Origin of the sequence: Microcoleus sp. S36b_A4, assembly GCF_036700645.1 — a bacterium.
Classification (GTDB): Bacteria; Cyanobacteriota; Cyanobacteriia; order Cyanobacteriales; family Microcoleaceae; genus Microcoleus.
Genome location: NZ_JAUBPI010000033.1, coordinates 38,501 through 57,399, shown reverse-complemented (window position 1 = coordinate 57,399; position 18,899 = coordinate 38,501). Strand labels below are relative to the sequence as shown.

General features: G+C 46.8%; 15 protein-coding genes. 6 read left to right on the top strand and 9 right to left on the bottom strand.

Annotated features, from left to right (window positions below; genetic code table 11):
• Positions 1–505: 505 nt before the first annotated feature.
• Positions 506–1,579: a hypothetical protein gene (locus QUA03_RS13255; RefSeq protein ID WP_333212672.1), complete on the bottom strand. Its 1,074-nt coding sequence runs from the start codon at positions 1,577–1,579 to the stop codon at positions 506–508.
• A 102-nt stretch (positions 1,580–1,681) separates the two neighbouring features.
• Positions 1,682–3,238 (bottom strand): TonB family protein, encoded by a 1,557-nt coding sequence (locus tag QUA03_RS13250; protein ID WP_333212671.1) that lies wholly within the window; start codon positions 3,236–3,238, stop codon positions 1,682–1,684.
• 768 nt (positions 3,239–4,006) lie between these two features.
• On the opposite strand from QUA03_RS13250, the gene QUA03_RS13245 reads away from it, so the two are divergent.
• Positions 4,007–4,666: a MotA/TolQ/ExbB proton channel family protein gene (locus QUA03_RS13245; RefSeq protein ID WP_333212669.1), complete on the top strand. Its 660-nt coding sequence runs from the start codon at positions 4,007–4,009 to the stop codon at positions 4,664–4,666.
• Positions 4,650–5,051 (top strand): biopolymer transporter ExbD, encoded by a 402-nt coding sequence (locus QUA03_RS13240; RefSeq protein WP_333212668.1) that lies wholly within the window; start codon positions 4,650–4,652, stop codon positions 5,049–5,051. Before QUA03_RS13245 ends, QUA03_RS13240 begins: the two co-directional genes overlap by 17 nt.
• Before the next feature lie 235 nt (positions 5,052–5,286).
• On the opposite strand, the gene hemL is transcribed toward QUA03_RS13240, so the two are convergent.
• The gene (gene hemL, locus QUA03_RS13235) at positions 5,287–6,585 is read right to left on the bottom strand and encodes a glutamate-1-semialdehyde 2,1-aminomutase (RefSeq protein ID WP_333035451.1); all 1,299 of its coding nucleotides are present in this window, start codon (positions 6,583–6,585) and stop codon (positions 5,287–5,289) included.
• A 352-nt stretch (positions 6,586–6,937) separates the two neighbouring features.
• Between hemL and hisIE the strand changes: the two genes are divergently transcribed.
• Positions 6,938–7,588 (top strand): bifunctional phosphoribosyl-AMP cyclohydrolase/phosphoribosyl-ATP diphosphatase HisIE, encoded by a 651-nt coding sequence (gene hisIE, locus QUA03_RS13230; RefSeq protein ID WP_333212666.1) that lies wholly within the window; start codon positions 6,938–6,940, stop codon positions 7,586–7,588.
• Positions 7,589–7,759: 171 nt separating this feature from the next.
• On the opposite strand, the gene QUA03_RS13225 is transcribed toward hisIE, so the two are convergent.
• On the bottom strand, positions 7,760–9,019 hold the full coding sequence (locus QUA03_RS13225; protein WP_333212664.1) for an MFS transporter: 1,260 nt from the start codon (positions 9,017–9,019) through the stop codon (positions 7,760–7,762).
• Between the two features lie 320 nt (positions 9,020–9,339).
• On the opposite strand from QUA03_RS13225, the gene QUA03_RS13220 reads away from it, so the two are divergent.
• Positions 9,340–9,846 carry a hypothetical protein gene (locus QUA03_RS13220; RefSeq protein WP_333212663.1) on the top strand — a complete coding sequence of 169 codons (507 nt, stop codon included), beginning with the start codon at positions 9,340–9,342 and terminating at the stop codon, positions 9,844–9,846.
• 422 nt (positions 9,847–10,268) lie between these two features.
• Here QUA03_RS13220 and QUA03_RS13215 read toward each other — a convergent pair whose 3' ends face one another.
• From QUA03_RS13215 to QUA03_RS13200, 4 genes are all read right to left on the bottom strand, one after another.
• Complete coding sequence (locus QUA03_RS13215; protein ID WP_190658036.1) at positions 10,269–10,562, bottom strand: TMEM165/GDT1 family protein; 294 nt, start codon at positions 10,560–10,562, stop codon at positions 10,269–10,271.
• Positions 10,563–10,622: 60 nt separating this feature from the next.
• Positions 10,623–11,090, bottom strand: coding sequence for a TMEM165/GDT1 family protein (locus QUA03_RS13210; protein ID WP_333035444.1), 468 nt, complete (start codon positions 11,088–11,090; stop codon positions 10,623–10,625).
• A 369-nt stretch (positions 11,091–11,459) separates the two neighbouring features.
• The gene (gene upp / locus QUA03_RS13205) at positions 11,460–12,110 is read right to left on the bottom strand and encodes a uracil phosphoribosyltransferase (protein ID WP_333082111.1); all 651 of its coding nucleotides are present in this window, start codon (positions 12,108–12,110) and stop codon (positions 11,460–11,462) included.
• Between the two features lie 348 nt (positions 12,111–12,458).
• Positions 12,459–12,662: a hypothetical protein gene (locus tag QUA03_RS13200; RefSeq protein ID WP_333212661.1), complete on the bottom strand. Its 204-nt coding sequence runs from the start codon at positions 12,660–12,662 to the stop codon at positions 12,459–12,461.
• Between the two features lie 24 nt (positions 12,663–12,686).
• On the opposite strand from QUA03_RS13200, the gene crtH reads away from it, so the two are divergent.
• A complete protein-coding gene (crtH, locus tag QUA03_RS13195; RefSeq protein ID WP_333212659.1) occupies positions 12,687–14,231 on the top strand; it encodes a carotenoid isomerase in 1,545 nt (514 codons plus the stop codon).
• A 295-nt stretch (positions 14,232–14,526) separates the two neighbouring features.
• On the opposite strand, the gene QUA03_RS13190 is transcribed toward crtH, so the two are convergent.
• A complete protein-coding gene (locus tag QUA03_RS13190; protein ID WP_333212658.1) occupies positions 14,527–14,967 on the bottom strand; it encodes a pentapeptide repeat-containing protein in 441 nt (146 codons plus the stop codon).
• A 531-nt stretch (positions 14,968–15,498) separates the two neighbouring features.
• On the opposite strand from QUA03_RS13190, the gene QUA03_RS13185 reads away from it, so the two are divergent.
• The gene (locus tag QUA03_RS13185; protein ID WP_333212656.1) at positions 15,499–18,864 is read left to right on the top strand and encodes an EAL domain-containing protein; all 3,366 of its coding nucleotides are present in this window, start codon (positions 15,499–15,501) and stop codon (positions 18,862–18,864) included.
• Positions 18,865–18,899 lie beyond the last annotated feature (35 nt).

The window sequence follows — 18,899 nt, the reverse complement described above, 5'->3', positions numbered from 1 at the left end:
AGAAACACTGGAAATTAATTGGCTAGGGTTAAACTGAGACATAACAGCATTTTCAACAAGCTGCAGGAACAAAACGCCGAGGATTTAAATCCCTTTTATGGAGAACAAGGGAGAAATTTATACCAAATCCGTTGCCCAAAAACGTAACCTATCTACGTCTATCTGCGTCCATCTGCGGTTTAAAAAAATAATACCTTTTGGAGCAATACCGAAAATCCGAAAAAACACCATGTGTAAATCGGATGTTAAATTAAAAGCCCTCCCCTACGCTCACCAAATTTAAAAAACTATAAAACGTCGGTGTGTCGGCTATAAAGCGCATTAATGTCATTGATGAGGAGGGGGGTAAACAAGTAGGAAGAAATAGGTTATAACTGAGATATTGCACCATTCTTAATTAGGCTTTTATGAACAGGCATCTTGCCTGTTCCACAAGAAAATTTATCTTTTGTGGAACGGGCATCTTGCCCGTTCTTGAGAATGGTGCAAGGTGTGAGTTATAAGGTTATTTTTGGAGCTGCCCCTGTTGCCAATTGCCCTCTACCTTCGTCCCATCTGCATATAGATAAGAACCTTGCCCGTGTTTCTGGCCGTTGAGGAATTCACCTTGATAGCGATCGCCATTGGCGTAAATGCAAGTACCTTTGCCGTTGAACTGACCCTCGCTAAATTCGCCTTCGCAGCGATCGCCATTCTTAAAAACGTAAACTCCTTTCCCGCTCATCTTATCCTTGACAAAAGTGCCTTTATAGCTATTTCCATTGGCGAACTCACGGACACCTTCACCACTAAATTCTCCATTGTCAAACGGCCCTTGATAACGTCCCCCTTCTTTAAAAGTAAACAACCCCTGACCTTGAATGTTGCCCTTGACAAACTCTCCTTCATAGCGGTTGCCATTCGGATATTCGCGAACCCCTTTACCGTGAAATTGCCCTTCACTAAATTGCCCCTCATAACGGCCTCCGACCGCAAAGGTATAAATTCCCTGTCCGTGAGGCAAGTTATTCAGCAACTCTCCTTCGTAGCGGTTCTTATTAGCATATTGACAGACCCCTTTACCGTTAACTTTTCCTTCTTTAATATCTCCTTCGCATCGAGTGCCATTACTGAACGTAAAAGCCCCTCGACCGCTGGGAGAACCACTCGTAAAAGACCCTTCGTAACGAATGCCGTTAGTTGATGTAAAAGTGCCTGTACCGTCGAACTCACCGTTTTTAAAAGTGCCTTCGTAGCGGTTGCCGTTAGCAAATTCGCGGACACCTTGACCGTTGAATTCCCCATCCCCAAATTCTCCTTGGTATCGACCTTCTTCTTTAAAGGTATAGATGCCTTGACCGTGAGGTTTGCCGTTGAGAAAAGAGCCTTCGTAGCGATCGCCGTTGGCATATTGACAACTGCCGGGCCCGCTGAGTTTTCCCTCACTCAATTCTCCCTCGCAACATCCGCCATCGGGTAAAGTAATTACTCCTGCCATTGCGCTGTGAGGGTTGGCAAACAACAAAGCCATTCCCAAGTTGGAACCAAGTAAGAGAGCGAGTCCAACTCGCTGAAGTTTACTTAATATTGCTGACGACATTCCCAAATTCATAATTCACAAAAAATTCAATTTTTAACTTTGCTATTCCTGGGACGGTGCTATAGAATTCCCAGCCAAATTGCTAGAGTCTCAAAAAAATCCCTAGTCAGTGAGCCGGAAGGTAATGGATGCTCTTTCTCCTTGAATGCCACTCTCTGATGAGGCAAGTTTCCATTTTTCTACTGCTTTAATCGCTGCCTTATTCAAGTCGTTGTATTTGCTAGGAGTCGAGATCTTGATGTTGAATGGCTTACCGTTGGGGTCAATGTCAAACACGACTTCCACTTCGCCTTGCCGCCCTTGTTCTCTGGCTGCGCTCGGATATTCAGGTCTACCGCAGCTAATGCAAGTGTCGGGAAGCCGACCGGAAGGGCCTGAAGGACTCCTCCCTCTTCCTGGATTTGTCGGTTTCGGCACTGGCCCGGAACCGCTGCCAAATGGCTGTGACGAACCCCCGCCGCCATTTCCACCCCCACCGGGTGATGAGTTCGATGCACTTCCAACCGGGCTACCAGAGGAGGGGAGGTTTCCTACATCTCCGATCGCATTTCCCGAATTTCCGCCGCCTCCTGGCCTAGTAGCTGTGACTGGTGAGCCAGCCGCAGGCGATCGGGGCGATCGCCCCGAACCAGCCGCAAATGGCTCATCAGAAGGTATGTCGCCATTTTTGCTGGCACCGGATGGTGAGTTGGACGCACTTGCTCCGGGGCTATCAGAGGAGGAGGGGTTTGTGAGATCCCCGATCGCATTTCCAGATTTACTACTGCCTCCTGGCCTAGTAGCTGTGACTGGTGGGCCAGCCGCGGGCGATCGCGCCAATGGCCCGGAAGAAGGATTTAATGGCTGTGAGGAAGGCTCCCCGCTACCCGCCGAAGCAGATGACGAGAGCGGGTTATTTTTTTCAGGGCTGTCGGAGGAGTTGGGATTTCCAGCATCTTTTGTAAAGTCTGGGAGACTCGCAGCACCCTTGGGGCGGGAGTCGCTAACGGGTGGTTCGCTTTTTGGAGGATCGGGCGAAGGGGTTTCGGGTTCCTGGGCGATCGGGCTTTTAGGAGTTTCTGGGGAATTGAAATCCTGTTGAGGTGCGGGGGAAGGCTCCTCTGGAATCGGCGGGGGCGTTACCGCTACCGGTGGCTCCTCTGGAATCGGCGGGGGCGTTACCGCTACCGGTGGCTCCTCTGGAATTGGTGGTGGCGTTACCGCTACCGGTGGCTCCTCTGGAATTGGTGGTGGCGTTGCGGCTACGGGTGGCTGCTCTGGAATCGGTGGTGGAGTTACCGCTACCGGCTGCTCCTCTGGAATCGGCGGTGGCGTTGCGGCTACCGGCTGCTCTTCTGGAATCGGTGGTGGCGTTGCGGCTACGGGTGACTCCTCTGGGGGAGTTGGCTCTGGTGGCGGTTCTGGTTTAAACGTCTCAGGCGGGGGAGATTCCTTTTCTGGAATAGTCGGCTCTGGCTTGGTTTCCTCTACTTTAGGCTCATCAAGCACAACAATTTCAATTGCATCCTCTTCAAATTCAGCAGGTTTGGCGAACTTGAGGCTCAACGGCAGCGCGACACCGTGCAGTAAGGTTGAGGCTAACAGACTGATCGCCAGAACTTTTTTGAGAGCTTCTTCTTGTTGTTGTCTTTGCGTCGCCGAAATATTTGAAAAACTCATGCCTTCTCACTCTCCTTTATGGATGGCAACATCCTCGCTGGCTCCCCGACATAACCCGAAACAAGCTACCACCTGCTGGTTGAGCTTGCTATCACTGATCAACCTACCCATCCTATAAGAAGACTGTCACCCTGTTCAAGACTCTTGCAATTAATTTTCATTATTTAATTTTGAGATTCCAACTAGAGGCTACCAATCAGCATTTCTTTTGGGGGCGTCTACTTGGCTCTTAGGGGCGGTGTCAATGTTCTGATTCTGGTAGGGCAAAGCTGAAAAATGCCTTAACTGCAATACTCTAGCCCCTGATCTACCAATAATTTTCCACATTCTCAAACTTTTTATAAAAAATAGTTAATAATTAAAATCAATTAAATTGGTATTTTTAATAGGTAATTATTATCTAAATGTGTGGCTCATGACTTGACAAAGCCTCAAGTTTGTGGAAACCTAGTTGAGAATCTTTTGAATTATTGAAGATTATTGTCAAGTCCTAACGCAAATATTTAGCAAAGAAGCACTGGCAGAACAATCTGTCGCGATCTCGATCGGGATCGCAGTAGGAGCATTTTGGGTACAGACGAAGATAGTCACATACAGGTAGTGCGATCGCGCTTGTGATCGCGCTTGCGATCGCGCTTGAGTGAAACAATTCGCAACCTGAATCACTTGTGCCGACTTGACGTAGAAACTCTACCAGCCTTCGATCGGGCTAATTACAGCATTAGGCAGCTTGCGATCACTCAACCGAGCTAACGAGAATACAAATCAATGGATGCTTTCATTTACATTTTTCGCGCCGCAGGCATTGTTGCTTGGCCGCTATTTGCCTCCTCAATCGCAGCAGTCGCGCTGATCATAGAGCGTCTTGCCTTTTGGTTTAGGGTAAATCGGCGGCAGCGGCGAGTCGTGCGAGAAGTGCTACAGCTTTACAGTCAAAACCCCGATTCCGCCATCAAAAAGTTACAAGTAAACGGCGATTTGCCCCTAGCCCGGATTTTTTTAGAAGCTTTAGAATTAGACTCGCCCAACATCGAAGAATTTCGTTTGGCCTTAGAGTGTGGCGCTCAGGCAGAAATCCCCATCCTGAAGCGATTCAATACAATATTTGACACCATTATCAGCCTTTCCCCACTATTTGGGTTGCTCGGAACTGTTTTAGGGTTAATTACCACATTTTCCTCGCTCAAACTGGGGAATGCAACGGGCACCAATTCCGCAGGCGTTACTTCTGGAATTAGCGAAGCCCTCGTTTCTACGGCAATAGGGTTAGTTGTGGCAATCTTTACACTCTTATTTGCCAATATGTTTCGCGGGTTTTACTTACAGCAGATTGCTTTTATTCAGGAAGCTGGAGGTCAGCTAGAGTTAATGTACCGTCACCGCTACGAAAAACTACCAAGAGAATCTAACTATGCGCCTACCCCATGAACCTGATAGTATTCCCCAGATTAACATCGTGCCAATGATTGATGTGGTCTTCGCCATATTAACGTTTTTAATTGTTTCCTCTCTGTCTTTATCCAAATCCGAGGGTTTGCCCGTAAATTTACCGAAAGCATCAACCTCTCAAGTTCAGGACTCGCCTGCTAAAATTACCGTCACCATTGATGCTAATGGAAAATTAATGGTTGATAAAAAGTTAGTCAACTTAGAGCATATTGAGAGTACAGTGCGACAGGTGATGGGGTCAAATCAGAACTCCTTAATTGTGTTGAATGCAGATAAAAGCGTCAATCACGGAAATGTTGTGGAAGTTATGGATCGATTACGCCGAATTAAGGGAGCTAAGTTAGGGATTGCTACCGCAAAGTAGAGAGTTCCTATAATTACTAATTTTGAATTTCCTCACACCCTTAAACATGAATTACCCGTGAAAATTTACTAAAAAAGCCTGTAAGCCTGATTAAAAGGTAGTCCTGAATAGTCTGTATGATTCAGGACTTTATTTGATAAAACAGTTAAAAATTAAAGTCCTTACTGCCAACAAACAGCAAGGACTTTAATTATTTATTCCTGAGTTTTAAGGACAAAAGTCCTTACTACACACGTTAAATACTTGCCATCACTTCACGCGCTGCAGCCAAAGTTCGATCGATATCTTCCTCAGTATGAGCCAAAGAAGTAAATCCGGCCTCAAACTGCGAAGGAGCAAGATAAATTCCGTGCTCCAACATTCCCCGGTGAAAGCGACTGAACTTCGTCAAATCCGACTTCTTAGCATCCTCGTAATTGTGAACCGGGCCAGCCGCAAAAAACAAGCCAAACATCCCGCTAATTTGCCCGCCCCAAACCGCGTGTCCGGCTTCCTTAGCAATTTTTAGCAATCCGTCAGACAGTTTTTTAGTAATCTTATCCAACTGTTCGTAAGTGCCGGGTTTTTGCAGCAATTCCAAAGTCTTAATCCCAGCAGTCATCGCCAAAGGATTTCCAGAAAGCGTACCCGCTTGATACATCGGCCCAGCAGGAGCCACCATCCCCATAATATCCCGCCTTCCCCCGTAAGCTCCCACCGGCAAACCGCCACCGATAACTTTACCCAAAGTCGTCAAATCCGGGGTGACACCGAATCTTTCCTGAGCTCCGCCGTAGGCGATGCGGAAACCGGTCATTACTTCATCAAAAACTAACAAAGCACCGTTATCTTTAGTAATTTCCCGCAAACCTTCGAGAAAACCTGCATCCGGGGTAATAAAACCGGCATTCCCCACCACTGGTTCGAGAATTACGCCTGCTATCTCGCCGGGATTTTCGGCAAATAAAGCTTTGACTGCTTCTAAGTCATTGTAGGGAGCGTTGAGGGTATTGGCAGTAGTGGATTTCGGGACGCCCGGAGAGTCGGGAAGACCCAGAGTTGCGACGCCGGAACCGGCTTTTACCAAGAACATATCGGCGTGCCCGTGATAGCAGCCTTCAAATTTAATCAGTTTATCGCGTCCGGTGAAAGCTCGCATCAGCCGCAAAACGGCCATACAGGCTTCGGTGCCGGAGTTGACAAATCGCACCATTTCAATGCTGGGAACGGCATCGATGACCATTTCGGCGAGTACGTTTTCCAACAGCGATGGTGCGCCGAAACTCGTACCTTTTTCTAAAGATTCGTGCAAGGCTTTGATGACTTCCGGGTGGGCGTGGCCGCAGATGGCTGGGCCCCAAGTGCCTACATAGTCAATGTATTGGTTTTCGTCCACATCCCAAATGTAGGCTCCTTTTACCCTGTCAAAGACGATGGGCTGTCCGCCTACGGATTTGAAGGCGCGGACGGGGGAACTGACGCCACCTGGCATCAACTTCTGGGCTGCGGCGAAAATTTCTTCTGATTTGGTCGTTTTCAAGGTTGTGGAAACCAATGTTTTCTCCTTAGTGAACGTCTGTTGTTGGTAGAATAATTTTATAGCCAGTTCAACATAAAGGTTAGGTCGATTCAAGGAAACTATTCTAGTAGATTTTAGGGTACAAACCAATGAGTAGCAATACTAGCTTAGGTTTTTTAGGCTTTGTCGCACTAGCACCGTGAAGCGAAGCTATCCCGTAGGGAATCGCCCTAAAATGTAATTTTTTGTAAAATAGTTCTTGACAATTTAGCCATCACTTGCTCAATCTTCTCTCTTCCTCTGCGTCCTCTGCGTTCTCTGCGGTTAATAAAAAAAACAATCTCCGACAGGAAAGCGTTAATCTATATTACCAAGTTGAAATAAAATTATGTCTACTACTGATTTATCGAATTTGAGCCGATCGATCCCAATTGAAAAGATCCGTTACGACGATCGCGGTTTAGTGCCTGCGATCGTCCAAGATTATTTGGACGGTACGGTGTTAATGATGGCCTGGATGAATCGGGAGTCCTTGCAAAAAACGCTCTCTACCGGGCAAACTTGGTTCTGGAGTCGATCGCGCGCCGAATTTTGGAACAAAGGGGCGACTTCGGGACACGTTCAAAATGTCAAAGGGCTGCGTTACGACTGCGATAGCGATGCTTTGCTAATCACTGTCGAACAAGTCGGAGATATTGCTTGTCACACGGGAGAAAGAAGTTGTTTTCACCAAGTTGATGGGGAAATTTCACCGCCGCCAGGGGATATGTTATCTCAATTATTTGCGGTAATTTGCGATCGGCGCGACAATCCTAACGAAAGTTCTTATACTTGCAAATTGTTCGAGGGCGGCGACAACAAGATTCTCAAGAAAATTGGCGAAGAGTCGGCGGAAGTTGTGATGGCTTGCAAAGATGACGACAAAGAGGGGATTGCTGGAGAAGTTGCGGATTTATTTTATCACGCTTTGGTTGCTTTGGCTCACCATCAAGTTGATTTAAGAGAAGTTTACCGCAAATTGGGCGATCGACGAAAATAAATTAGTTAGTTGACGGTTAACTGTTGACTGTTGACTGTTAATGCTAACAACAATCTTGGACGCACGTGGGCTCACAAACCCGGTTTCTCCGAAAAATCGTGGTATCGAACCGAGAGATATTGACGCAGAAACCGGGTTTTTTTGTCTTAGTCCTAAACGAACAACTGAATATTAGATTCTACTTTTCAACATTCGATCGAGCTTTTGCAAAATAACCACAGCCGCAATCACACTAAAAGCCAAACCCAACCAAAAATTATCCGCCGCCCATTTACCCCTATCCAAAGCCAAACCGCCCAGCGGCGGCCCGATTAAATAGCCGATCGCCCAACACTGAGAACTAACGGCCAAATACACGCCCCGCAAAGACTCCGGCGCTAAATCCACCACTAAAGCCGAAGCAAAAGGCGTATAAGCAACAGTCGCCACAGACAAAAAGCTCAAGCCTAAAACAGCTAAAAATAGATTGCCAGTGGCAGCCATTCCCGTCAAGCCGATCGCGATAAATCCCATTCCCCATAGCAGCGCAGAAATCATCAAAGCTTTCGGATGGGAAAACCGCCTCAAAGCTTTAACAATCGGCAATTGCAAAGCCACAGTTAAAAACGTGCTAAAAGCAAACAAAACGGTAATTGTACCTGTTGAAAAGCCTTTTCCCGATGTCCCCACCGCGACAAACTTGCTAAAGTACAGCGGCATTGTGGTTTGGATTTGGGAAATATATAATGTGAACAGGGTATTTACTAAAGCATAAACTAAAAGACTGCGATCGCTCAGCGCCACTATCCAGCCATTTTTTAGACTTTTTTTGCCTATATCGGCTGAATTAGCTGGTTTGTAGGTTTCGCCGATCGCGATCGCCACCACTGCAAACAGCACTAAAAACGAGATACCATCGATGATAAAGAGCGATCGATAATTACCCGTTACCTCAATCAACAAACCGCCCAAAATAATCCCAACTTGCAAACCCAAATTATCCGCCAGTCGTGTCAAAGCAAAAGCTTCCTGCCGCTGTTCGCCCTCAGTTAAATCCGCCACCATCGTCTCCGTTGGAGGCCAATACAAACCCACACCAAAACCCATCAGTAAATTGCCCGCAATTAAGCCAGCGAAATCATTAGTCGCCGCCAGTACAAAAGAAGCGGCAGCCGAAATAATTGTCGCCAGCAGTAAAGTTCGGCGCCTTCCCCAAAATTTGGAATCGCAAAAAGAACCGCCCAAAATTCTGCCGAATATTCCTGAAACTGAACCGCTACCCAAACCAATCCCAACAGCAGTAGCAGATAAACCGACGCGATCGACAAAAAATATCGGCGCGTAAAATAAAGTAAAACCGGTGCCGCTTTGGGAGAGGAATCTGCCGGCGGCAAGAATCCAGACTTGAGGGGGGAGACGGGGCAACCAAGAGGATAATTGAAATTTAGGCATATACACTTAAATTAGGAGTTATTTCTGGACGCTGAAACCTGGTTTTTTATAAAAAATACGTTACGGTGTTTAATCAGGATCAAAACCAGATGTCTTTGGTCGCAGTGCATAAGTCCTATGAGTAATTATTAATTTATTCCGTACTTTTTCGGAATTAGTATTAATTAACCGAGGTGAGGACAAACATAAGTGAGCTTAACAATTCTTCAGCGTCTGTTACAGAAAAGTTACCATTAATTTAAAAATACTTAACACGATTTGATAAAAAAGTTAGTTAAACTCTAGAAAAGGCAGAAGAAAATTTTAGAGGGTCTAATTATATGACAGCTATTACAACATCAAGAGTGGAATCAATCAAACCGCGCTGGCAAGCAATTGTCATGGTTGCTCTAATTTTCTGGCTCAGCGTTAGCCTGATTTTGGATCTAGTAATTATGCCCAGTCTCTACGTATCTGGCATGACGACATCTGCCGAGTTTGCAACTGCCGGGAATTTAATGTTCTGGGGATTCAACCGCGTTGAGTTAATCTGTGCGGGCCTGGTGGCAACGGGTTTGATGGTTTTGAGCAATTTAGTTGGTGACTTCGGCAAGCGCAGCCGCACAGCAATCTTATTATCATTGGTACTTCTGACGATCGCCCTGATTGACACCTACGCCCTGACACCCCAAATGAGCGCCTTGGGAATGCAGCTAAATCTGTTCGATTCCGCAGCAGAAGTCCCGGCTGGGATGAATCTACTGCACCAAGGCTATTTTGCCTTGGAAGCGCTGAAGTTGGCTGTCGCCGGTACGCTGCTGGGCTGGTGCTACCAAAACCAAGTTTAATCGACATAATACTCAGAGGTTGAGTGGAGAAAAAAGACTCAACCTCCAGCGGGGGGCGTGAATTCACGCCCCCCGCTAATTTTTAAAATTTTAGCGATCGTAAACACCGGATTTGATATTCATCGGCGTTAATCTGTGTTGATCTGCCCTAATCTGCGGTTCAAAAAAGAGAATTTCTTGGGCCGCAGATGACAATGGATTGACGCTGATTCACGCAGATGAAGATCAGAGAGATATAAATAATCTCCGATGCTAACTGATTTGATACAACTATACGGTCAAGTTTCCTGAACCAGCGCAAAAACGGATACTTGCGAACTCCTCCCGTGGAGAAAGCAAAATTTTAGACTCTTGTTCACCCTCCCAGATTCATCTGTAGAGTAAATCTAAAATCTAAAATCTAAAATCTAAAATCGACTGCCCTACTCGGATGCTTCCGGTAAATCTGCTTTTGGCCACAGCAAGCGCAAGCCCATTACCGCAAATCCGATCGCCGCGAGTCCCTTTACCAGTCGCTCCGGCAACACCTCTGCCGTGCTAAAGCCAATGGCCACGCCGATTAAACTCGCCAGCAGCAGCGCCGACGCCGTACCGAAAAATACAGCCCGCGGCGAGTTACAACTACTGCCCAGGGCGATCGCAGCTAATTGACTTTTGTCTCCCAATTCTGACAAAAACACTGTAATAAAACTGATGCCCAAAAGTTGCCAGTCCATGTTTTTTTAGTTTTTAGTTAGGTATTGTAGAAATCTAGGACTTACCGACAAGGCAGACAGTTAACCCAGCACTTCCCACAGCAGAACCGCCGAAATCGCCAGTAAAATCACTCCGGCTGCTCTCTCCAAAGTTCTCGGAGCAATCCGACTAGCCAGCCACCTTCCCAGCAACACCCCCAGCAAACTGGTTGCTATCAAAGCCGAACCCGCACCTGCAAAAACGATCCAAGGATTTCGAGATTCAGCCGTCATCAGCAAAATCGCGAGCTGAGTTTTGTCTCCAATTTCAGCTAAAAAAATAGTTGCAAAAGTCGAAGCAAAAATTGCCCAGTGCTTGGGCTTCAGTTTCTTTTGTTCTTGACAAATATCGGGATTTACAGTCACTGAGAGTTCAGCGGGCTCCGGGGTTAAAGCAGCACAAATCTCAGTAACCTCTTTTATTTGTAGTTGTACCTGTTGTGGCAAATCATAATTGAGGTTTACTGAGTCAGAAGCAGACAAGCTTGGCGGAACAGAATCAAGTTTCACGGGCAATGAGTGCTAAACGCTATTTATTTTTGACTTGTACTTTTGATTCTAACTCTCTCTGTGGCTGGTTTTAGCAAACCAGGGTCAATCGATTTTAGATTTTAGATTTTAGATTTTAGATTAAAGAATTGAAGCATTAACCCCACGGATAAATTCGGGGGGCAAGTTTTATCGGATACAGGTTTTTTATTCCTCCAGGGATGAATCCGGGGGCTTGTATCCTAGATGCTTTCGGTCATCTTTTTCCCCGGAGATTTCAGCAACTCATTCCTGAAACACCTCACCGCGCCCAAAAAGGGATACAATCCCCCAGATTAATCTGTCGAGTCAATCTAAAATCTAAAATCTAAAATTGATTGACTGACTGGTTCATGTGCCGTAAGTTCGATCGCCCGCATCTCCCAAACCAGGTACAATAAAGCCCTGTTCGTTGACTATTTCGTCGATCGTTGCCGTGTAAATCATCAAACTGGGGTACTCTGCACTCAGCCTCTTCAAAGCCGGAGGAGCAGCCACCACAGAGATAATCCGAATCAAGCTCGGGTCAATTCCCCGTGCAGTCAATTCCTGCATAGTCGCTATAATCGTCCCGCCAGTCGCCAGCATCGGCTCGCTAATTATCACCCGCGTTTCCGGGTTAAACTGGGCCGGCAATTTGTTCAAATAACAAGTCGGTTCCAGCGTCTCCTCATTTCTTGCCATGCCGAGGTGGTAAACCGAAGCCAGCGGCACAACCGTCTGAATTCCCTCGAGCAGTGACAAACCCGCCCGCAAAATCGGTACCACAACTAACGGAGCTTCTGGGTTGATAAAAGTCGCCGGACATTCGCCCAAAGGAGTCTGCACTGTGGTTTCCACTGTCGGCAGCCATTCTCGAATCGCCTCGTAAGCCAGCCACCGTCCCAATTCTGTCATCGCAGAACGAAAAAGTACGGAGGGGGTGGCGGCGTCGCGGGCAACAGCCAGCCAGTGTTTAATTAATGGATGCGGAGGAACGTAAACGCGCAGTTGCAGGGACATTAGGAAATTGGGGAGATTGCTAGGTTTGAGGGATTTTATGCGGTGCGATCGATCTTCTTCGAGGGCTTCGCCAACGATCAAGCCAGCGATCGCTCTGTGCAACTTATCACATCCTTGAGGGCGCATACAAGCCAGAGAGTGAGAATCGACTTCTTGCACCATTTTCAAGATTGCCGTCACGGGTTCAAACCTCTGCCCGAGTGCCCGACTGCCGGAGTATTGCGACAAGCACAAGCCTTCCCTTAGAACCCATTCGCCGATCAACCTCCATCCGCTTATTGAAATATTTTTCTAATAGTATTGACATTAATTAGCAACAAGGCTATAGTGATTTTTAGTGTTCTCCTCTCAAAGGATCGGCAGACGGGGGCAGTCGGCAATGGTAGACTGTTCCCGCATTTTTTTTTGGAAGCTGGGGCATCGGCCAAACAGGGCATCGGCCAAACAGGGTATCGGGCATTGCCGAACTTCGGTCTTCTTGACATCCGTTACAGCCGCTACATAATCCGTTGCCGAACTTCTTGCTTCTGGAGCGATCGACTGTAAAATCATAGAAATATTAAGATTTTTAACCGAATGTCAGCTCCTACCCAATCCCAGTTATTTTCTCCCAACTCCCGCCCAACAGAGCAAGAGTTTGATGTAATTGTCATCGGTTCCGGCATTGGTGGACTGGTGACAGCCACCCAGCTAGCCGCTAAGAAAGCCAAAGTTTTAGTGCTCGAAAGCTATACAATTCCGGGGGGTAGCGCTGGATATTTCGATCGAGAAGGCTACAGATTCGATGTCGGCGCCTCCATGATTTTTGGCTTCGGACAGCGCGGCACCACCAACCTCCTCACCCGCGCCCTGAAAGCAGTCAACGTCACCTTAGAAACCATTCCAGACCCCGTACAGCTTCACTATCACTTACCCAGCGGCTTGGAACTTGAAGTTCCCCAGGCTTATGAGAAATACTTGCAAGAATTAACTGACAGGTTCCCTCACGAACGCGAAGGAATCCACAAATTTTACGGCGAATGCTGGAGCGTCTTCAACTGCCTCAACGGCATGGAATTGCTATCCCTAGAAGAACCCGGATATCTCGTCCGAGTCTTTTTTCAGAATCCTTTAGCCTGTTTAGGATTAGTAAAATATCTGCCTCAAAATACTGGCGACATTGCGCGGCGCTACATAAAAGACCCTACTTTGCTGAAATTTATCGACATGGAATGCTACTACTGGTCTGTAGTACCTGCCGACTTGACCCCGATGATTAATGCCGGAATGGTATTTTCCGACAGACATTATGGTGGCATAAATTATCCTAAAGGCGGAGTCGGTCAAATCGCCCAAAAGTTAGTAGAAGGATTAGAAAAATGCGGCGGGAAAATTCAATACAAAGCTAAGGCTAAAAAAATTATCACAGAAAACGGCCGCGCTGTCGGAGTCGAGCTAGCAACCGGCGAAGTTTACCGGGCAAAGCGCATAGTTTCTAACGCCACGCGGTGGGATACTTTTGAGAAATTGCTCTCGGCAGAAGAGATGCCCGCTAGCGAGAAGAAATGGCAGCAGCGCTATCAAAAAGCCCCCAGTTTCTTGAGTTTGCATTTGGGAGTGGAAGCAAGCGTAATCCCTGCTGGTAGCGCCTGCCACCACATTTTGTTAGAAGAGTGGGAGAAAATGGAAGCGCCGGAGGGAACAGTTTTAGTGTCAATTCCGACGGTACTCGACCCGGATTTAGCTCCTGCAGGATATCACATCGTTCACGCTTTTACTTCGAGTTGGATGGAAGAGTGGGAAGGACTTTCGCAGCAGGAATATGAGGATAAAAAAGAAGAGGCGGCAGGGAGAATTATTGAAAGATTAGAAAAGATTTTTCCCGGTTTAGACGCCGGTTTGGATTATATGGAAGTTGGGACAGCGCGTTCTCACCGCCGCTTTTTGGGGCGCGAAGATGGAACTTACGGGCCGATTCCGCGACAGAAGCTAATGGGTTTGCTGGGAATGCCGTTTAATCGAACTTCTATGCCTGGTTTGTATTGTGTGGGCGACAGTACGTTTCCCGGACAGGGTTTAAATGCGGTGGCGTTTTCTGGGTTTGCTTGCGCGCACCGAATAGCGGTTGATTTGGGTTTTTAGTGGTAATGGTAGGGTGCGTCAATCGATTTTAGATTTTAGATTTTAGATTTTAGATTGACTTGCGCGAGATAAATGCGGGGGGCTTGAGGATTTTCGATTTTCGATTTTGGATTGATTCCACGGATAAATCACGTGGTGGGTACCACCTTTGAAATTCGTGGTCAGATTGTTCGCTTGAAATACGACATAAAATGTGAGGCTCCGGGGCAGCCTACAAAAAGACTAAAAACCCGGTTTCTGGGGAGAAACCGGGTTTTTAACCTCAAAATTGGTGTTTTCCATTCTTTTAATGAGTTTACTGGTCGTAGCTGCCGCCGACGCCGATTTGGGTATTGTAGATTTTCGCATCTGTGATGGTCATATCTTCCATTGAGGCGCCGGATACGTCAGCGGTGTTAATGATTGCTGCGGTCAGATCTGCCCGATCGAGGTCTGCGTCATTTAAACTGGCATTAGTCAGGAAAACTGCGGTTAAGTTAGCACCCGTCAAGTTAGCACCCGTCAAGTCAGCACCTTCGAGGTTAGCCTGAGATAGGTTTGCTCCTCGTAAATTTGCTTCTCTCAAATCAGCACCAATTAAATGAGCTCCCGTTAAATCTGCTCCCGACAAGTCGCACTTAAAACATTGCCCAGTTGACAATAACTGTTCTACGTGAACGGGATTTTCAGCGCGAGCCGGGCCTGCCAACAGTAGGGGAGTAATTAAAAAACTAGCGGCTAATAGATTGCGTTTCATAATCTCTTTTCCTCACCAGACTCTGTATTCAAGTTCTTGTCTTGATATCTACAATCTTACCACGGTTGTTTTCGCAAGTTACGATCTAATTCACACATTGGCTGTGATATCGATTGCCCTCAACAACGCATACATGGTCTCGACCAGCTTGCAAAACTTTATTTCGCAAAACTTAACACTGCCGAACTTAATACAGTGCCTTTTTGTAGTAACCTTTTCTAGGTTAGCTAATACAGCAAACAGATGCGTCTTTCTGAAGAGGGAGATGATTCGCAATGCTATGGATGATTTTAGCCGATAATCTTATCGCAAAAAGTTCACAACAAATACATTATTTTTAATAAATGTGTCACGGGATAGAAAATTTAACTTAAAATAAAGATAAGCTTCTAACTTTATAGGTAGAAGAAAAGCAGTCACTGGCTTGATCCCCAGTCCAATCTCGGCTGCATTTTTAACAATAAATTTTAATTAGGTCTCAGCAGCGCCGTAAAAATCCACCTAGTGCTTGGAAATCAGCACTTTTTTGGAATGTCGCAGAGTCCACGCGATCGCAAAACTCAATTAGATATGCTCAAAAACGATTCATCCAAGTATCTGCCAACCTTAGCTCAAGTAATAGACCGCTACCCCTTGACAGTGGCGCCCGATACCCCACTAGCAGAAGTAATTACCCTGATGGGCCAACGACGCCCAAGTTGCTCTCTAAACGCAGACATTCCACCAACCGATATCTATCAGCAACTAACAGAAATCGCAAATCTCCCCACTAAGAGTGCATTCAGAGACGCGACAGGTGTCTGCGTCTTTGTCGTGGAAAAATCACTCTTAAAATTATCCTCGCACTCTGATCCACATTCTCAATTGCAAGGAATCTTCACAGAAAGGGATCTTGTCGATTTGATTGCCTCGGGCAAAAACTTAAAAGGTGTCACCATCGCACAAGTGATGAGGCAGCCGACAGCAACTCTGACAAAATCCGAGACTCAAGACATTTTCAGCGCCCTAATTCTGCTGGGGCAACGAAGAATTAAGCATTTGCCAATATTGGATAGTGAAGGTCAACTATTAGGAGTAATTACGCCGGAAAGCATTCGCCAAGCCATGCTCAAACCGGCAAATATCTTAAAAATGCGGCGCGTGAAAGAAGTAATGACCGCACAAGTCATTCAAGCGCCTCGCTCCGCGTCAGTTAGGAGTTTAGCCGAGTTGATGGCGCAGCACCGCGTTAGCTGCGTAGTAATTACGGAATCAACAGAATTATCGAGGGATTTACCGTTCCCAATTCCAGTAGGTATAGTCACAGAACGGGATATTGTCGAATTTCAAGCTTTAGATATAGATTTGTCCCAAACGATCGCCCAAACTGTGATGAGTACCCCCTTATTTAGCCTCAAGCAAGAAGACTCGCTGTGGGTAGCTCATCAGGAAATGCACCAGCGTTTAGTCCGTAGGTTGGTAGTAACGGGGGAACAGGGAGAACTTCTGGGAATAGTTACTCAAACCAACATACTGCGCGTACTTGACCCGATGGAAATGTCCGGGGCGATCGATGTTCTGCACGATTCAGTGACAGAAAGAACTAGGGAATTGCAACAAGCGATCGCCTCCCTCAGCTTGACTAACGCCAGACTAGAAAGCGAAATTGCTATCCGCGTTAGGGCCGAGGCCAGACTCCACCTTTTAGAATCTGCTGTAGTGAACGCTAACGACGCAATCGTGATTATGGATGCCGGAGACAGCGATATCTCCGACCCCACCATCATCTATGCCAACGAAGCTTTTACCCAAATGACGGGCTACCTACCCGAAGAAATCATTGGACAAACCCCCAGTTGCTTGCGCGGCCCAGAAAGCGACCCCACCCAAGTCGCTAAAATTCGCCGTGCTTTCTCTCGCCGAGAACCCCTACGCCTGGAATTGATTAACTACCGCAAAGACGGTTCAACTTATTGGGTGGAACTCAACAGTGTACCCATTGCCGATACCTCCGGGAACGTTACCAACTGGGTGTCTGTGCAGCGAGATATTACCGATCGCAAGCGCATGGAACAAGCATTTTTTGAAGAAAAAGAACTCGCTCAGGTAACACTACAATCGATCGGCGATGCCGTCATTACTACTGACGCCGACGGCTGCATTTCCACCCTGAATCCAGTTGCCGAAACACTCACGGGTTGGTCTACATTGGAAGCTAAAGGTTTGCCCCTCGCCAGGGTGCTGAGAATAGTTGACGAAACTACCAGGCTGCCGATCGAAAATATCGCCGAAATCGCTTTGTCCGAAGGTCGGATTGTTGACCAAGGGCGCAACAATTTGCTGATTGCCCACAACAACAGCGAATTTGCGATCGACCACTGCGTCGCCCCCATCCACGCTAGCAGCGGCGAAATTGTCGGCGCCGTCGTTGTGTTCCGAGATGTCACACAAGTGCGAACTCAAGCGCGGCAACTCACCTGGCAGGCAACTCATGACCCCCTGACGCAATTAGTCAACCGCCGGGAATTTGAGTACCAGCTAGAGCACGCCCTACACGGCGCTCAAGGTTACGGGCAAGAACACGTGATGCTTTACCTGGATCTCGATCGCTTCAAAATAGTTAACGATACCTGCGGTCATGCGGCAGGGGACGAACTGCTGCGCCAAGTCAGCCAGCTATTTAAAAGCAATATCCGCAAAACCGATATTTTGGCGCGTTTGGGTGGCGATGAATTTGCCGTACTCCTGTACCATTGTCCCGTCGAACGAGGATTGAATGTTGCAGAATCGCTGCTGCGAAGCATTCAACGATTCCGCTTTGCGTGGCAGGATAAAACTTTTGCGATCGGCGTCAGTATCGGTTTGGTAGCAATCAATCCCAAAACAGCCTCGACATCTGCGATTTTGAGCGCGGTCGATATGGCTTGCTACGCTGCTAAAAATAAAGGTCGCAACCGGGTACAGGTTTATCAAGCCGGCGATCAAGAATTAATCAAACAGCATGGCGAAACCGAGTGGGTGGTGCAAATTCATCAAGCTTTAGAAGAGAATCGCTTTTGCTTGTACTCTCAGCCGATCGTACCTTTGCTCAACTCTCCAACCACCGGAACCCACTGCGAAATCCTCCTGCGCCTCCAGTTGGAAACTGGTGAGTTGGTGTCGCCGATGGCGTTTATTCCGGCAGCCGAACGCTACAACTTGATGCACGCGATCGACCGCTGGGTAATTAGCACTTTATTTAGCCATTTATCTAAAATTTTCACGGCCAATTTATTAGTCCAAAACCCTGGGGTAGACAGCGATAAAATAGTCACCTTCCCTGCTTGCTCTCTTTTGTCTAATCTGCAATCCTCATTTGGCCAATATCCCAACCTTTATTCAATCAACCTTTCTGGGGACAGCCTCAACGAAGAAAAGTTTATCGAGTTTATTCAGGAACAGTTTTCCATCCATCAAATACCGCCGCAAATAATTTGTTTTGAAATTACCGAAACCGTGGCGATCGGTAATCTCAGCAAGGCAGCCAGCTTGATTTGGCAACTCAAAGAACTAGGCTGCCAGTTTGCCTTGGACGACTTCGGCAGCGGGATGTCTTCCTTTGCTTACCTAAAAAACTTGCCGGTTGATTATCTCAAAATAGACGGCAATTTTATTAAGCATATTGTAGACAATCCTATTGATGTCGCTATGGTGGAAGCTATTACCAAAATCGCTCACGTCATGGGAATTAAAACTATTGCCGAGTATGTTGAAAATCAAACGATTATGGATAAACTCAATGAACTTGGGGTAGATTACGCTCAAGGTTATCATTTGGGAAAGCCTCAACCTTGTAACTTCACATCTCCTATTTTAGAGGAATTTTTGGGGGAGTTTCCTGTTAATTCTTTGGCTTTTGAGGCTAAGCTGGCTTGTTGAAGAAGGATGTGGGGCAACGATCAAGCCATAGGATT

Excerpts from the sequence above, each read along its gene's own strand:
- QUA03_RS13255 (WP_333212672.1), bottom strand. The coding sequence starts at position 1,579 with ATGTCGTCAGCAATATTAAGTAAACTTCAGCGAGTTGGACTCGCTCTC.
- QUA03_RS13250 (WP_333212671.1), bottom strand. The coding sequence starts at position 3,238 with ATGAGTTTTTCAAATATTTCGGCGACGCAAAGACAACAACAAGAAGAA.
- QUA03_RS13245 (WP_333212669.1), top strand. The coding sequence starts at position 4,007 with ATGGATGCTTTCATTTACATTTTTCGCGCCGCAGGCATTGTTGCTTGG.
- QUA03_RS13240 (WP_333212668.1), top strand. The coding sequence starts at position 4,650 with ATGCGCCTACCCCATGAACCTGATAGTATTCCCCAGATTAACATCGTG.
- hisIE (WP_333212666.1), top strand. The coding sequence starts at position 6,938 with ATGTCTACTACTGATTTATCGAATTTGAGCCGATCGATCCCAATTGAA.
- QUA03_RS13225 (WP_333212664.1), bottom strand. The coding sequence starts at position 9,019 with ATGCCTAAATTTCAATTATCCTCTTGGTTGCCCCGTCTCCCCCCTCAA.
- QUA03_RS13220 (WP_333212663.1), top strand. The coding sequence starts at position 9,340 with ATGACAGCTATTACAACATCAAGAGTGGAATCAATCAAACCGCGCTGG.
- QUA03_RS13215 (WP_190658036.1), bottom strand. The coding sequence starts at position 10,562 with ATGGACTGGCAACTTTTGGGCATCAGTTTTATTACAGTGTTTTTGTCA.
- upp (WP_333082111.1), bottom strand. The coding sequence starts at position 12,110 with ATGTCCCTGCAACTGCGCGTTTACGTTCCTCCGCATCCATTAATTAAA.
- QUA03_RS13200 (WP_333212661.1), bottom strand. The coding sequence starts at position 12,662 with ATGATTTTACAGTCGATCGCTCCAGAAGCAAGAAGTTCGGCAACGGAT.
- crtH (WP_333212659.1), top strand. The coding sequence starts at position 12,687 with ATGTCAGCTCCTACCCAATCCCAGTTATTTTCTCCCAACTCCCGCCCA.
- QUA03_RS13190 (WP_333212658.1), bottom strand. The coding sequence starts at position 14,967 with ATGAAACGCAATCTATTAGCCGCTAGTTTTTTAATTACTCCCCTACTG.
- QUA03_RS13185 (WP_333212656.1), top strand. The coding sequence starts at position 15,499 with ATGTCGCAGAGTCCACGCGATCGCAAAACTCAATTAGATATGCTCAAA.